The organism is Marinobacter sp. L-46 (genome assembly GCF_056859535.1).
In genome coordinates, this window is sequence record NZ_JBSXOP010000062.1 from 1 (window position 1) to 16,074 (window position 16,074).

10 protein-coding genes, 1 rRNA gene and 1 pseudogene are annotated in these 16,074 nt (G+C 56.6%); 8 read left to right on the top strand and 4 right to left on the bottom strand.

The annotated features are described in order from the left end of the window. The first annotated feature begins 266 nt into the window (after nt 1-266). The 6 genes from AC13DJ_RS09920 (at nt 267) to AC13DJ_RS09945 (ending at nt 9,021) form a co-directional block, all read left to right on the top strand. Entirely contained in the window at nt 267-2,360 is a 2,094-nt protein-coding gene (locus tag AC13DJ_RS09920) for a 3-hydroxyacyl-CoA dehydrogenase NAD-binding domain-containing protein (protein ID WP_278351229.1), read from the top strand. An 18-nt stretch (nt 2,361-2,378) separates the two neighbouring features. Beyond that, nucleotides 2,379-3,563, top strand: coding sequence for an acetyl-CoA C-acyltransferase (locus AC13DJ_RS09925; RefSeq protein ID WP_232901767.1), 1,185 nt, complete (start codon nt 2,379-2,381; stop codon nt 3,561-3,563). A 15-nt stretch (nt 3,564-3,578) separates the two neighbouring features. Continuing rightward, nucleotides 3,579-5,381, top strand: coding sequence for an acyl-CoA dehydrogenase (locus tag AC13DJ_RS09930; RefSeq protein ID WP_288371247.1), 1,803 nt, complete (start codon nt 3,579-3,581; stop codon nt 5,379-5,381). Nucleotides 5,382-5,430: 49 nt separating this feature from the next. Then, the gene (locus tag AC13DJ_RS09935) at nt 5,431-6,537 is read left to right on the top strand and encodes a zinc-binding dehydrogenase (protein ID WP_058342392.1); all 1,107 of its coding nucleotides are present in this window, start codon (nt 5,431-5,433) and stop codon (nt 6,535-6,537) included. 9 nt (nt 6,538-6,546) lie between these two features. Further along, on the top strand, nt 6,547-7,962 hold the full coding sequence (locus AC13DJ_RS09940) for an aldehyde dehydrogenase family protein (protein ID WP_482932804.1): 1,416 nt from the start codon (nt 6,547-6,549) through the stop codon (nt 7,960-7,962). A gap of 84 nt (nt 7,963-8,046) precedes the next feature. Continuing rightward, the gene (locus AC13DJ_RS09945) at nt 8,047-9,021 is read left to right on the top strand and encodes an NAD(P)H-dependent flavin oxidoreductase (RefSeq protein ID WP_288371250.1); all 975 of its coding nucleotides are present in this window, start codon (nt 8,047-8,049) and stop codon (nt 9,019-9,021) included. 43 nt (nt 9,022-9,064) lie between these two features. Here the strand turns inward: AC13DJ_RS09945 and AC13DJ_RS09950 are convergent, their stop codons facing one another. The 4 genes and pseudogenes from AC13DJ_RS09950 to AC13DJ_RS09965 all read right to left on the bottom strand — a co-directional run bounded on the left by AC13DJ_RS09950 (nt 9,065) and on the right by AC13DJ_RS09965 (nt 14,915). Next, nucleotides 9,065-11,062, bottom strand: a complete 1,998-nt coding sequence (locus tag AC13DJ_RS09950; protein WP_482932805.1) for a TRAP transporter permease — start codon at nt 11,060-11,062, stop codon at nt 9,065-9,067. A gap of 83 nt (nt 11,063-11,145) precedes the next feature. Then, the gene (locus AC13DJ_RS09955) at nt 11,146-12,300 is read right to left on the bottom strand and encodes a TAXI family TRAP transporter solute-binding subunit (RefSeq protein ID WP_288371253.1); all 1,155 of its coding nucleotides are present in this window, start codon (nt 12,298-12,300) and stop codon (nt 11,146-11,148) included. Nucleotides 12,301-12,733: 433 nt separating this feature from the next. Beyond that, nucleotides 12,734-14,155 (bottom strand): annotated as a pseudogene (locus tag AC13DJ_RS09960) (NAD-dependent succinate-semialdehyde dehydrogenase). Between the two features lie 25 nt (nt 14,156-14,180). Then, nucleotides 14,181-14,915 (bottom strand): TrmH family RNA methyltransferase, encoded by a 735-nt coding sequence (locus AC13DJ_RS09965; protein ID WP_482932806.1) that lies wholly within the window; start codon nt 14,913-14,915, stop codon nt 14,181-14,183. A gap of 145 nt (nt 14,916-15,060) precedes the next feature. Between AC13DJ_RS09965 and rlmE the strand changes: the two genes are divergently transcribed. After that, nucleotides 15,061-15,684, top strand: coding sequence for a 23S rRNA (uridine(2552)-2'-O)-methyltransferase RlmE (gene rlmE / locus AC13DJ_RS09970; protein WP_482932807.1), 624 nt, complete (start codon nt 15,061-15,063; stop codon nt 15,682-15,684). A 304-nt stretch (nt 15,685-15,988) separates the two neighbouring features. Then, a 16S ribosomal RNA gene (locus tag AC13DJ_RS09975) occupies nt 15,989-16,074 on the top strand; the annotation flags it as partial.

Here is a 16,074-nt window from a genome sequence, read left to right on the forward strand (position 1 = left end):
CCTACCTGCACAATGACCTGAAGTTGATGGATCTTGCGAAGGTCAAAACCGGCATCACTGTCCCCGAGTTCGGGGTAAGTTAATGGCATGAGCCGTATACGTGGCCCGTATGTACGGTTCTGTGAGAGGGATGAGGCGGTGACGCCTCACCCTACTCGCTTATACCTGAACCAAAACGGTGGTTGAAATGAGGGGTAAACTTGTATTAAATCGTTAAATGATTTCGCTAGATAAAACCATATTTCATCAAAAGGCGAGGGGAGATTATGTCTGAGGTTGTTGCTTATACCCGTGAAGGGAATGTCGGTGTCATTTCCGTAAACTACCCGCCGGTTAATGCGTTGAGCCATGCGGTGCGTGCCGGTCTGGTTGCCGCCCTGGAGCAGGGACAGAAAGATGCAGGGGCAGACATCCTCTTGCTGGTCTGCGAAGGCAGAACCTTCATTGCGGGCGCGGATATCCGCGAGTTCGGAAAGCCTCTTCAGGAACCCGGCCTCCCCGATGTGATCAATGCCTATGAATCAAGCGACAAGCCCATTGTTGCCGCTATTCATGGCACCGCTCTGGGCGGTGGCCTGGAAACGGCTCTGGGTTGTCACTATCGGGTTGCCCTGGCGTCTGCCAAGGTGGGTTTGCCTGAAGTAAAGCTTGGTCTGTTGCCCGGTGCTGGCGGTACCCAGCGCCTGCCTCGCCTTGTGGGTGCCCAGAAGGCACTGGAAATGATTACGTCTGGCAACTTCGTAGGCGCCAGAGACGCGCTGGCTCTGGGCATTGTTGATGCTGTTGAAGGCGGTGACGATATTCGCCAGGTTGGGCTGGCCTATGCGCGGAAACTGGCAGCTGAAGGTGCTCCGGTGCGCAGGGTGCGTGATATTGCCGACAAGGTTGAAGCTGACAAGGGCAGCGATGTCTTTGACCAGTTCCGTGCTGGCCTGGCCAAAAAAGCCCGTGGCCTGTTCTCTCCTTTCAAGTGTGTCGACGCCGTAGAAGCAGCTTTCACCTTGCCGTTTGCCGAGGGCCTGAAGCGTGAGCGTGAACTGTTCAAGGAATGCATGGAATCGCCGCAGCGTGCTGGCCTGATTCATTCGTTCTTTGCCGAGCGCGAGGTTTCCAAGGTCAAAGGCCTGGCCAAGGATACTCCGGTACGTGAGGTGAAGAGTGTGGGTATTATCGGTGCCGGCACCATGGGTGGTGGTATTGCCATGAACTTCGCCAATGTGGGCATTCCTGCCACCATCGTTGAGGTCAAACAGGACGCGCTTGATCGAGGCCTTGCCGTAATTCGCCGCAACTACGAAAACTCCGCCAAGAAAGGCAAGCTCACTGCAGAGCAGGTGGAAGAGCGCATGGGGCTGATCAAAACCAGCCTGAGCTATGACGATTTCCGTGATGTAGATCTGGTGATCGAAGCCGTATTTGAGAATATGGCTATCAAGAAAGAAATCTTCGCCAAGCTGGATGAAGTGTGTAAGCCGGGCGCTATTCTGGCGTCCAACACCTCCACCCTCGACATTGATGAAATTGCCTCTGCTACCAAACGCCCGGAAGACGTTGTGGGTATGCACTTCTTTAGCCCGGCTAACGTAATGAAGCTGCTGGAAAATGTTCGTGGCAGCAAGACGTCTGACGAGGTGAAGGCCACTGTGATGGCCGTAGCGAAGAAAATTAACAAAGTCGGAGTCATGGTCGGTAACTGTCACGGCTTTGTTGGCAACCGGATGCTGCATAAACGCGGTGCCGAGGCCATGGCGCTTGTAAACGAGGGTGCTTCGCCGCAGCAGGTGGACAAGGTACTGACCGACCTCGGCTTCCCGATGGGGCAGTTTGCGATGTCTGACCTGGCCGGCATTGATGTCGGTTATCGTATTCGTGAAGAGCGTCGTAACGCCGGTGAAGATGTGCCGGCCAGTTGGATGGACAAGCTGGTTGAGCAGGGTCGTCTGGGACAGAAAACCCAGGCTGGCGTTTACAAATATGAGGAAGGTAGCCGCGCGCCGGTTGTCGACCCGGAAGTGGAACAGCTGATTGAAAGCTTCCGCGAGGAACAGGGGATCGTAGCCCGGGAGGTTACCGACCAGGAAATCCTTGAGCGTTGCATGTACGTAATGGTCAACGAAGGTGCCAAGATCCTGGAAGAAGGCATTGCCGACCGGTCACTGGACATCGATGTGGTCTGGATCTACGGATATGGTTTCCCCGCGTATCGTGGCGGCCCCATGTTCTGGGCAGATCAGGTTGGGCTGGACAATATTCTGGCGGCAGTGAAGAACTACAACAGCACAGTGGGTGGCGAGCAGTGGAAGCCTGCACCGTTGCTCGAGAAGCTGGTGGCGGAAGGCCGCAAGTTCAGCGATCTATAATTATAAGGAGTTCATCTTATGTCTGATGCTGTCATCGTTTCGACCGCGCGTACCGGCCTTGGCAAGTCCTATCGTGGTGCCCTGAACAACACGCACAGTGTTGATCTGGCCGGGCACGTTATCCAGCACGCCGTTGAGCGTGCAGGAATCGACCCTGCCATCGTTGAAGATGTCATTCTGGGCGCAACCTTTCACGAAGGTTGTCAGGGCAAGAACATGGCACGCCTGGCGGCTATTCGCGCCGGGCTCCCGGTTACTACGGCCGGGCTGTCAATTAACCGGTTCTGCAGCTCCGGCCTGCAATCTATTGCTATTGCTGCGCAGCGCGTGATGTCGGAGAAGGTACCTGCCATCGTGGCTGGTGGCGTAGAGTCCATCTCCCTGGTTCAGAACGACAAACTTAATGGCTTCCGTGCTACTAACGAATGGCTGATGAAGAACAAGCCGGAACTGTACCTGTCGATGATCGAAACGGCCGATATTGTCGCCCAGCGTTACAACGTAAGCCGTGAAGCGCAGGATGAGTACGCACTGGTTTCCCAGCAGCGCACCGCCGCGGCCCAGCAGTCCGGCAAGTTTGACGACGAAATTGTGCCTTTTGACGCCACTATGCTGGTTAAAGACAAAGAAACCGGTGAAGTGAGCGAAAAACAGGTAACTCTGGACCGGGACGAGTGCAACCGCCCGAATACTACATTGGAAGGGTTGGCGTCACTGGACGCGGTACGTGGCCCGGGCCAGTTTGTTACCGCGGGCAACGCCAGCCAGCTTTCTGATGGCGCCTCTGTGTGTACGGTCATGGACAGCACCTATGCCGAAAAGCATAACATCGAGCCCATGGGCATTTTCCGTGGCTTTGCTGTTGCAGGCTGTGAGCCGGACGAGATGGGCATCGGCCCGGTGTTTGCTGTTCCACGCCTGCTTGCCCGTAACGGCCTGACCATGGACGACATTGACCTGTGGGAGCTGAACGAAGCCTTTGCATCCCAGGTGGTCTACTGCCGCGACCGTCTGGGTATTCCGATGGAAAAACTCAACGTGAATGGCGGCTCTATTTCTGTGGGTCACCCCTATGGTGTGAGCGGTTCCCGCCTTACCGGCCATGCCCTGATTGAAGGCAAGCGCCGGGGTGCCAAATATGTGGTGGTCACCATGTGCATTGGCGGCGGTCAGGGCGCAGCCGGCCTGTTCGAAGTGGTATAAACGGAGAGCGCCGTCATGCAGCAGAAAATCGTCAGTACCCGGGACCTGGCTTTCCAGCTTTATGAACTTCATGAAGTAGAGAAGGTGCTCAGATTTGAGCGCTATCAGGACCATAGTCGTGAAACGCTGCAGGCGGCGCTGGACCTGGCGCTGAAAGTTGCCGCAGAGGAGTTCGCACCCCATGCTCGCTTGGTGGATGAAGAAGAGCCGACCTTCGAGAATGGCCGTGTGCACATGCGCCCGGAAGTTCACAAGGCGCTGGACGTACTGAAAAGTACTGGTCTGATGGCGGCCAGCCAGGACTACGAGCGCGGTGGCATGCAGTTGCCCAGTGCGGTTGCCCAGATGTGTGTGGGGATGCTCAAAGGCGCCAATGTAGGGACTCAGGGCTACGCCGGGCTGACCATTGCGGCCGCTAACCTGATTCTCGCCCATGGCTCCGACGAGCAGAAAAGCCGCTACGCCGAGCCGATGCTGGCGGGGCGTTTTTTCGGCACCATGTGCCTGACCGAGCCCCATGCAGGTTCCTCTCTGGGAGATCTGCGCACTCGCGCGGAGCCACAGGCGGATGGCAGTTATAGGTTATTTGGTAACAAGATCTACATCTCCGGTGGTGATCACGAGCTGAGCGAGAACATCATTCATATGGTACTCGCGCGTTTACCTGGGGCCCCGGCCGGCGTAAAAGGAATTTCCCTGTTTCTGGTGCCGAAGGTCCTGGTTAACGAAGATGGCTCTTTAGGCGAGCGCAATGATGTCGCCCTGGCTGGCCTGATTCACAAAATGGGATACCGTGGCACGACGTCTACCATGTTGAACTTTGGTGAGGCAGCGGGGGCGGTCGGGTATCTGGTTGGCGCGCCCCACGAGGGCCTGGCTGCCATGTTCCATATGATGAACGAAGCCCGGATTGGCGTTGGTCTGGGCTCGGTGATGCTGGGTTACACCGGCTATCTTCATGCCCTTGAGTATGCCCGCGAGCGGCAGCAAGGGCGTCCGGTTGGAGAAAAGGATCCGGAGAGCCCCCAGGTGCCTCTGATCCGCCATGCCGATATCCGGCGCATGCTGCTGGCCCAGAAGGCCTATGTGGAAGGAGGGCTGGCGCTTTGTCTGCAGGGTGCGGTATTGGTGGACGAAAAGAAGTTTGCGGAAACTGGCGAGCAGCGCGAGCTTGCCGCCGGGCTGCTCGACTTGCTCACGCCGGTGATCAAGTCCTGGCCCTCCCGTTATTGTCTCGAAGCTAACAGCCTGGCAATTCAGGTGCATGGTGGCTACGGATACACCCGGGAATATCCGGTGGAACAGTTCTACCGGGATAACCGGCTTAACCCGATCCACGAGGGTACCCATGGTATTCAGGGCATCGACCTGCTTGGCCGCAAGGTTTCCATGGCCGATGGCCGGTATTACCGCGAACTGGTGCGCAGGATTGAAGCCACTATTGCCGAGGCCCGCAAGCAGGAACGGCTGGCTTCTAATGCCGGGCTACTTGAGCGGTCCCTGTCAGCAATGGTTGAAGCTACCCGGGTGATCAATGAGGTAAAGGCCTCCGGTGACAAGGAAAAAGCACTGGCAAATGCCACTCTGTATCTGGACGCCTTCGGGCAGGTGGTTGTCGGCTGGCTCTGGTTGCGACAGGCCCTGAAAGCCCTTGCCGGACTAGGCGGGGCCGGTGAGCAGACGGAGGACTTCTATCAGGGTAAGTTGCGCGCCTGCGATTATTTCTGTCGGTACGAATTGCCCGGAGTGGTTGCAACGGCTGAGTTGCTGCAATCGGTGGACTCAACGGCACTGGATATGTTTGACGAGGCATTCTGACCGGCCTCGCCAACTCTGAATCAACACAAAAACAACAGGAGTCAGGGTAATGGACAGACAAGCAAAGGCGGTGGTCTGCCGGGAGTGGGGCAAGCCGGTACAGGTCGAACAGATTACGGTGGACGGACCAAAACGGGGCGAGATAACCATCAAGGTTGCCGCCTGCGGCGTGTGCCACAGCGACCTTTCAGCCACCACTGGAAAGATTCAGTATCCACCGCCATTGGTACTGGGCCACGAGGCGGCCGGTGTGGTGGTTGAAGTTGGCGAGGGTGTGGAAGGCTTCAGTGAAGGCGACCACGTTGTTAGTTCGTTTATCTCAATGTGCGGCAAGTGCCGCCAGTGTGTGCGTGGCCATCCGGTTCTGTGTGAAAGCGCCCGCAAGGCGATGTTTACACTGCCCGATGGAACCGTTCGAACCCGCGACAGTCAGGGCGAGCCCTTGAATGTGTTCGGCGCCTGCGGCGTGATGGCGGAGTATGCAACCCTGCATGTGGATAACTGCGTGAAGGTTGCAGAGGATGTGCCACTACAGAACGCCGCATTGGTGGGCTGTGCCGTGATGACCGGTGTGGGTGCTGTATTTAATACTGCCGGGCTGGAGCCGGGTTCCAGAGCTGCGGTGTTCGGTATTGGCGGTGTTGGCCTGAACGCCGTTCAGGGCTGCGCAACCGCCGGTGCCGAAATGATTGTGGCGGTGGACAACAACCCGAAAAAGCTTGCCATGGCGCGGGAATTCGGTGCCACCCACACGATCGACCTCAATGAAGTGGACGATGCCGCCAAGGCCATCAGAAAACTGACCGGCGGTGTGGATTACGCCTTTGAGTGCGTTGGTGCAGGTGCTGTGGTTGAGCAAGCCTACAAGTCGCTTGGGCGCGGTGGTACCGCCGTCGTGGTAGGGGTTGCTGACCCGAAAGACAAAACCTCGATTACTACGCTCACCCTGCCGGCCGACGAGCGCACCCTGAAGGGCAGCTGGCTGGGTTCAGCCCGGCCGCAACACGATTTTCCGCGACTTCTGGGTTTGTACCGTGCGGGTAAACTTAAACTCGATGAGCTGATCACCCAGACTTACTCCATAGATGAAGCTGTTCAGGCCTTTGACGACATGATCTCGGGCAAGAACGCGCGTGGCGTGATTGTCTTCGACTGAGGGAAAAACATGAAGATTCTGAACAAGAACTACATTAATGGTAGCTGGGTCGACTGGAACGGCGACATGGCGGATGTGCATGAAGCGGCCACCGGCGACGTGATTGCCCGGGTGCCTATGTCCGATCCGGGACAGATGGAACTGGCAATTGCCGCTGCGCATGCAGCATTTGAGGTCTGGTCTGAAAGTTCTGTAGAGCAAAGGGTGAACGTGCTTGGCCAGCTGCATGCTGGACTCAAGCAAAGGGCACCGGAAATTGCGGAAGCGGTCAGCCGGGAAGTGGGCATGCCACTGAAGCTTGCCACGGCAATCCAGGCTGGTCTGCCGGCAACTGTAACCAAGACCTATACCGATATGTTGCCGGAGTTTCCGTTCGTTGAGCAGTCTGGTAACTCGGAAGTGCAATATGCGCCAGTCGGGGTGGTTGGCTGTATTACGCCCTGGAACTACCCGCTGCATCAGATCATTCTGAAGGTAGTACCCGCGATTGCTGCCGGCTGCACCGTCGTGCTGAAGCCCTCTGAGATTGCGCCGCAGGCAGCTTTTATCCTCGCAGACATTCTGGATGAAACCGACCTGCCGGCGGGAGTGTTCAACATGGTATGCGGGGCCGGGCAAACCGTTGGTGAAACCCTGATCCGGCATCCGGATGTACGCATGGTGTCTTTTACCGGATCCACTCGTACCGGCCACACGATTGCCCACGCCGCTGCAGATGATTTCAAGCGAATTGCGCTGGAAATGGGCGGCAAATCGGCATCGGTTGTATTGCCGGATGCGGACCTGGAAGCCGCAGTAAAAGGCACAGTGAGCAACTGCCTGCTCAACTCCGGACAAACCTGCACCGCCCTGACCCGGCTGCTGGTGCCCGCCGATCGCCATGACGAGGCGTGCAAGCTGGCGGCTGCAGCCGCGGCCCGAATGACTCCGGGTAACCCGCTGGATGAAACTACCCGTTTGGGCCCCTTGGCCTCCTCGCAACAGCGGGACCGGGTGGTGGATTACATCCGGCTCGGTGTTGCCGAAGGCGCAACCCTGATGGCCGGCGGTCCGGATTCGCCGGACGGTCTGGACAAGGGATACTTTGTACAGGCAACCGTCTTTGGCAATGTAGATCCGAACAGCACAATCGCTCAGGAAGAAATATTCGGTCCCGTGCTGTGCGTGATTCCCTACAGTGATGAGGCCGAAGCCTTGCGTATTGCCAATGGCACAGCCTATGGGCTGTCCGGAGCAGTCTGGTCGGCAGATCAGGAAAGGGCGAAGGCCTTTGCTGCAAAGCTCCGGACCGGTCAGGTGTCCGTGAACGGTGGCGGCTTTAACCCGCTGGCTCCCTTTGGTGGCTTTGGCCATTCCGGTATCGGACGGGAGTTCGGCAAGTGGGGGCTTGAGGAGTTTCTGGAAGTTCGCTCGCTGCAGCTGTAATCGCAAGACAACGAAGGAGCCGCAGCAGCGGCTCCTTCACGTTTAAGGGCCGGAAATGTTTATCAACAACAAAAGAGTGATGCCGTGAAAACACGAATTACGGAGTTATTTGGAATCGAACACCCGATCGTACAGGGTGGCATGCACAACGTAGGCTTTGCCGAACTGGCATCGGCGGTATCCAATGCCGGTGGTCTGGGCATGATTACCGCCCTGACCCAGCCTACGCCTGAACATCTCGCCAGTGAAATCGCCCGCTGCCAGCAGATGACGGATAAACCCTTCGGCGTCAACCTGACCTTCCTGCCGTCCTTCAACGCGCCGCCTTATCCCGAGTACATTGACGTCATCATCCGCAGCGGTGTCAAGGCGGTTGAAACCGCTGGCCGCAGTCCTGAACAGTACATGGCGCAGTTGAAGGCTGCGGGTATCAAGGTTATCCACAAGTGCACATCTGTTCGCCACGCTTTGAAGGCCGAGCGAATCGGTTGTGATGCCGTCAGTGTGGACGGCTTTGAATGCGGCGGACATCCCGGTGAGGATGATGTGCCAAACTTCATCCTGCTGCCTCGTGCAGCCGAAGAGCTGAAGATACCTTTCATTGCATCTGGCGGGATGGCCGATGGCCGGAGCCTGGTAGCAGCTATGGCATTGGGTGCCGAAGGCATGAATATGGGCACCCGTTTTCTGGCTACCAAAGAAGCGCCGGTTCATGAGAACGTGAAGCAGGCAATTGTGGATGCCAATGAACTGCAGACCCGGCTGATCATGCGTAACCTGAAGAACACCGAGCGGGTGATGGATAACGCCGCCGTGCGGGAAATCATCCGGATTGAGAGTGAAAAGGGTGATCAGGAAACTATTGACGATATCCGTCACCTTGTCACAGGTGCAAAGGGTAAGCTGGTGTTGCAGGAAGGCAAGATGGATGAAGCTGCCTGGAGTTGTGGCATGGTTGTTGGGTTGATTAATGATATCCCTTCATGCGATGAGTTGGTCCGCAGAATCATGGAAGAGGCTGAAGGGATTGTGCGCCAGAGACTTTCCGGCTTTTTGTAATTGAATTGCCCGGAGGGTGTGTCACCCTCCGGGCAGGACCGTCTCAGGCCAGGGCCTTTTCCCTTCTTTCGTGTTTCTTGTGCGTCAGTGCGGCGGCGATGACCGCAGGAATGATCAACGCAGCACTAATAAGAGACAATTCCAGATTGGTCAGCGGAACCGGTCCGCCACCGGGGATGGCAAGGATCATGCCACCGGCAATGAGTCCCAGCCGGATTGGCCATTGCAACAGTTTGCTTGCTGCCAGAGAGCCTACCCCGATCAGCCAGCCTTGCATCGCCGATGCTATCAACGTTACCCCAATCAGTGCTTGTACAATCACCAGGAGAATCTCGCTCCAGGTACCCTGAAAGATCAGCGCTGGATTAAGCACAAACAGGAACGGGATAAAGTAGATCACGCTGCCCAGCCGCATGGCTTCCACACCGGTTTTCATTGCGTTGGAGCCGGCAACCGTTGCAGCGGCAAAGGCGCCCAGGGCAACCGGTGGGGTGATGAAACTGAGCATGCCCCAGTAAAGGATGAACAGGTGAACGGCCAGGGGATCCATGCCGCCGCCGTTTATCAGGGCCGGTGCGAGCGCAACCGCCAGGAAAATATAGGCAGCTGTAACTGTCATGCCGATGCCGAGCACAAAGCTGGTCAGTGCTCCCATCAAAAGCAGTACCAGGGTGTTGCCACCGGCAAGGTAGATAAGGTCATTGGCAATAGTGCCTGACAGCCCGGTAACCGACAGTGCACCTACCAGCAAGCCAACACCGGTGAGGATCGCGATCAGCTCTGCAAACAGCTTCCCTGACTCTGCGAAGAAGTCCTTCACGTCTTGCCACTTCCAGCGCTGGTAGGGCAGTACCTGGTTGATCACCAGCAAGAGAACCGTTGCAAAGAATGGTGCCGTGGCCTCTCGTCGCAGGAAGAACAGCATCCAGATCAGCAGGGCAAACACGAAGATGAAGTACCAGCCTTCCTTTAATGTTTGCTTGAGCGATGGTAATTCACTGGCGGGCAGGCCCTGAAGCTTGTTGCGGGCAGCATAGGCATCAATCTGGATAAACAGGCCGAGGAAGTACAGTACGGAGGGCACGACTGCCGCCAGTGCAATGGTGCCGTAGGGAATGTTCAGGAACGCGGCCATGATGAACGCGGTGGCACCCATAACCGGTGGCATCAGAACGCCGCCTGTAGAAGCACAGGCTTCTACGCCGGCTGCGTAGGAACGGCTGAAGCCGACTCGGCGCATTGCCGGAATTGACATCACTCCGGTTGTCATCACATTAGTGATTACGCTGCCGCTCATGGATCCCATGAGGCCGCTGGAGAAAACCGCAACCTTTGCCGGTCCGCCCCGAACATGGCCTAGCAATGCGAAGGCCAGGTTGATAAAGAAACGACCGCCGCCGGTTTTCTGCAGGGCGACGCCAAACAGAAGGAAGCCGATCACGATGTTGGCAAAGGCTTGTAAGGGCACGCCCATGATGCCTTCTCGACTCATGGCCATGTAGATAGCGGTCTGGTCGGGGGCAGATGGAAAGCCCTGGATGGGGCCCGGCAGCTTGTCTGCAAATATCGGGTACAGGCTGGCGACACCGACAATCATGGCAATCGGCAGGCCGCCGGCCCGGCGAATGGCTTCGATGACAGTAACCCAGAACAGGAAGCTGAACACTACGGCGTATTGTGGTGCCGCGTATTCCCAGCCGTAATCCAGAATAGTTTCCGCGTTGTAGACAAAGAACCCGCAGATAACCGAGGCGGCAAGGAACAGGATGATGTCGTACCAGGGAACCTTGTTCCGGGAAGCGTGGCGTGACATTGGCCAAAGCAGAAAAACCAGCGGTAGCATAAGTGCCACCACCACATAGAAAAACTGGCTTTCCACTTTGGTAACAATATTGATCAGCTGCAAATTGAACAGGTAGTCAATCGTCAGCAGTGTCAGGACAAGGGTTGCAACCCTGGGGACCCATGGCCATCCGCCGGAAAGCCGCCGGATGCCGCTGACGTTTTCTTTCGACGGTTCAATGTTGTGTGTTTCAGACATGCAGTAAGACTCCTGAAAGAACTCCGGTGTAACAGACCCCTTGTCTTTACACCGGAATCAGGTTTCAACCAGGACAGCAGGTTTTACCGGAATACCGGATTCATGCCCGCCGCTTGAAGTGCTTCTGCCCGCGCCGTCATCCAGCCCTTTTTGAAGGCTTCCTTGTCGGCAGGCGGGTTGGCCTTGGTGTAGCTCTCCCAGGTGTCCAGGAGGATATTCTGACGCTGTACCAGCATGTCCTGGTGCTGTTGCATATCTTCCGTCCAGTGGCCGATTTCCTTGTAGTAGTCAACGACTACATCATGCAGCGGGATGACCCAGTTGAGATTCTGGTTCTCCAAGGCATAGCCTGCATTGCCCGGTGCGGAGTCCTTGTACTTGTCGTAATCCTCGGTGAAGACACGAATCAGCCCGTCCACCAGCTTTTTATCGGCATCGGCGTTGGCGATGATGATGGGGTAGGGGTAGCTGGAACCAATCCACGGCTCATCCTTGCTGATGCCGGCGCCGGAAGTAACCAGGTGCGGTTGGAAATAGGGAGCCACGGAGCGCAGTCGCTCCCAGCCCTCGGTGTCTTCAGGATCAAGCTCCAGCCAGGATATACCGCGCGGACTGGCGGAAAGCTGTTGTGGGCCGCCGGCGACAGAAACGGTAAATGCGGTATCGCTTTGATTGGCGACGATGCCGTCAAAGGCACGGCCGTATCCCGGGAAGTCTACTCGCTCCACGTCATCCCAGGTGAGGTCGCCAAAGGCCAGCATGGCTTCGGTGCCGAGGTTCAGGGCATCGTCACCACGAATGTAAGAAATGCGTTTGCCCTTGAGGTCATAGGGGGTTTCTACGCCGATATCGCCGGCTACAGCAATGCTCAGGCCAAAACTGGCAATGGAGGTGGTAATAACCCGAACCGGCTGCGGCCCCCAGTTGTCCTCGGAGAACATCAGTACGCCTTCGGCGGCGTAATAAGCGGCAATGCCACAGGAACAAACAGGTACGCGCCCGGTTCTGAGTGGTGTCATCCGGGAAACGTCGTTCTCGCCAGGCAGGATCCGCAGGGATACGCCGTACTCATTGCGTAGCAGGTTGCCGATAGAAACCATCTGGCTATAGCCGGCCGAACTGGTGCCATAGGCGGTCATCCCGATGGTTTGTGGCAGATCAACATTACCTGCAGCCCAGGCAGTGGTTGCACTGCATGCAAGAAGTGCGGATACGATCTTGGTTTTTGTTTTGTTCATAGAGCCATCCTGTTTTATATTTTTTGTTTCGCTGTGCAAAATATAATTCTGCAGTAAATTTTAGTGTAGGCCGCTGCGTGTCGACGTGTCAATTCAGACTATGGGCTGGTTTGTTCACTGTGTACTGGTGCCCTGGCTGTTCTTTGCCGGCGGTGCCGTCGGTGTTAATCCGATCATTTCCGGTACTTTGTCAGGCAGCATTCTCGGCCCGATCTGGCCCGACTACGGGTTACTGGCGCTCGGGTTCGGCATTGTAACTGGCTGGGGGATTACCATTGCCGGCACGCCGTTTTCGGCTAACGCGTTACTATTGGAGCGTTGTACCGGTTACGACACCCGGGTTGCTGCCTATGGCTGGAGTTTCAGGTATTCAATGATATCTTTGGCAGCCTCCAGCCTGATTTGTGGCGTCCTTGCCCTGCCTTTTTTAGGCTCAGATCGCAAACCCGCCAAGTTTGGTTTCCAGATATTCCTCAATGCCTTCCTTGGCGCCTTCACGGCCAAGGCCACTGTTCTTCATGCCGCCAAATGGCGCGGCGGCGCTGGTGGGATTGATATCGTTAATGCCGATAATGCCGAAGTCCAGCGCCTCAAATGCCCGCATGGCGGTGGCCAGGTTGTTGCTATAGATATAAGCCGCCAGGCCATAGTCTGTGTCGTTGGCCATGGCAATAACGTCGTCTTCCGAGCGATAGGTAATCACGGGTGCAACCGGTCCGAAGGTTTCTTCCCGATAAATCTTCATATCCGCTTTTACGCCGGACAACACGGTGGGTGCGTAGAAGTGGCCACCCGATAACCCGTTATCGGTCAGGCGGTGACCGCCGGTTTCAGCTTTGGCACCTCGGGCAAGGGCGTCCTGAACCTGGTCGTCCACTTTCTGAATGGCCGCTTCGTTAATCAGCGGGCCAATGCCAACGCCGTCACTCATACCGTTACCCGCAACAAGTCGGCTGGCGCGGTTGCTCAGTTCCTTGATAAAGGGTTTGGCATGGTCTTCAAGCACGAATATCCGGTTTGGGCTGATGCAGGCCTGGCCGGTATTGAGGAACTTGACCAGAGACAGGCCCTTGGCCGCATGCACCGGGTCTGCACCGGGGAATACGATGGCCGGGGCATGGCCGCCGAGCTCCATTGAGACTCGCTTCATGTTGGCGGCCGCTAATCCATTTAGCATTTTTCCAACGGGAGTAGATCCGGTGAATGTGAGCTTTCGGACGCGCGGGTCTGTACAGAAGGCTTCGCCAACCTGGGCGGGGGTCTCAACCGTAATCAGATTTGTTACCCCCGGTGGAAAGCCGGCTTCCTCAAAGATTTCCATCATGGCCGCGGCACACAAAGGCGTGGTTTCGGCGGGTTTGAGAACGACGGTGCAGCCGGCGGCCAGGGCAGGAGCAAGCTTGCGGGTAATCATCGAAATAGGGTAATTCCAGGGCGTAATTGCGCCAACAACGCCCACAGGGGATTTCTACACCAGGAAACGCTGATTCTCGCGGGCCGAGGGAATGATCTGTCCGTACATGCGCTTGGCTTCTTCTGCAAACCACAGCAGGAAGTCTGCGCCGTATTGTACTTCGTTCAGGGAAGCTTTCAGGGGTTTGCCCTGTTCGCGGGTCATCAACTCTGCCAGTGAGCGCTTCTGGCGGATCATTAGCTCCCAGGCCCGGTAAAGTAGCTGCGAGCGTTCATAGGCCGTTGTTTTTCGCCACGCCCGGAATGCCTGGTCGGCGGAGGCGATGGCCGCTTCGATATCCTGGTCGGTGCAGTCTGGCACCCGTCCTATGGTCTCGCCGGTTGCCGGGTTGGTAACGATGAAATCCGCTCGGTCTTTAATCCAACTTCCATTGATGTACATGAGCGGTAGCTCCAGAGAGTTCTGTCTAAGGCAATGTCCGATTCAACTCATAAACCACCATATTCACCGCCGAAGCAAGATTCAGAGACTCCACCGCAGCCGCGCCGGGGATGGTGAAGCGCCCAGTGCCCAAGCTGGTCAGGGCCTCTTCCGGCACACCCCGGGCTTCGTTGCCAAAAAGATAGCAGTCGTGGTTCTGGAAGCCTGGGCTGGTGATTGGCTCTCCGCCAATGTCCAGGCAGGCAATGCGGGGATAACGGCTTGGGAGTGAGTCCAGGTTTACATCGGTTTCCAGCGGAACATGGAAGATGGCGCCCATGCTGGCGCGCACAACTTTCGGGTTATAGGGATCGACACTGCCGGGGCTGAGCAGGCAGCGCACGCCGCCAAACCAGGCCAGGGTGCGCAGGATCGTGCCCAGGTTTCCAGGATCCTGAACCTCATGTAGATAGACCGCTTTCCCGCCGGCTGTTGATGTGCCTGCCTTATCAGTGGGAAGCGGCGCCACGGCAAGAATCCCTTGCGGAGTTTTAGTGTCAGCCAGTTGAGCCATCTGGCGGTCGCTGATGATGGTTTTTGGCCAGGAGCTGGGCCAATGTTCATAGGTGCTGGTGACAAACAGCTTGGCCTGCTGCCAGTGCGGGTTTCCGGTGGCGGCTTTTTCCAGCTCCAGTACCAGGTGCTCCCCTTCCACCAGGAAGTGGCCCAGTGACTGGCGATACTTTTTCTGGTGCAGTTTCTTGATGTCATCCAGTTTCACGGCCGGGTTCCTGCATTGGGTAGCGGTTGCAACAGTGGCGTCATTGTACTGTTGCCCCGTTGTATTGTCAGGCTCGGCGGCTTTTGCGGTAGTGAGGGTGGCCGCGTACAATGCAGTCTTTCCCGCAGTAGACAGAAGACACCCCATGGCCCGTTCCAAAAGCAGTAACCGCTGGCTCGAAGAGCACGTCAACGATCCCTTTGTGAAGCAGGCGCAGATAGATGGCTATCGATCCCGTGCCAGTTACAAACTCCTGGAGATTAACGACAAAGACCGGCTGATCCAGCCTAATATGCTGGTGGTGGACCTGGGCTCCGCTCCGGGCGGCTGGTCTCAGGTTGCAGCGAAGCTGGTAGGTCACAAGGGGCGAGTCGTGGCCTCGGACATACTGCCCATGGATGCCGTTGCGGGTGTTGAATTTATCCAGGGTGATTTCACTGAGCAGGACGTGTTTGACCAGATCATGGCCGTACTCGACGGTGCCCGTGCCGATGTGGTCATCTCCGACATGGCGCCCAATATCAGCGGTGTGAATGCAGCAGACCAGGCCGCGTCCATGTATCTGGTAGAGCTGGCGCTGGATATGGCGTGCCAGGTGCTCAAACCTAAAGGCAGCTTTGTGGCCAAGGTGTTTCACGGCGAAGGCTATGACGAATATGTGAAGGCCGTGCGTGCCGTATTCGATAAAGTAGTCGTGCGCAAGCCGGATTCTTCCAGGGCCCGGTCCCGGGAAGTGTACCTGGTGGCGAAGGGGTTTCGGGGTAACTGAGGTTGCGTCAGTTCGAATTTTGCACATTTCGTGCAAAGGTTGAACAGCTCTGGTTGTCCTGGTAGCGGGAAACCGAAATAAAGAAAAATAATTTAGGAATCGGCGTTGACAGTCTCGGAGAAGAATGTAGAATTCGCCTCCTCGTTGAGCAACACAGCTCAAGCGCTCTTTAACAAGTTAACCAAGTAATTCGTGTGGGCGCTGGCCGAGGTATTTCGGATACGAAATATCAGGACAGTGACTCGTCGAAAATTGAGTTTTGTCTTGAGCAAGAATTAAGAACTTACGGGTTCTTGTATGATTTAAACTGAAGAGTTTGATCATGGCTCAGATTGAACGCTGGCGGCAGGCTTAACACATGCAAGTCGAGCGGTAACAGGGGGTGCTTGC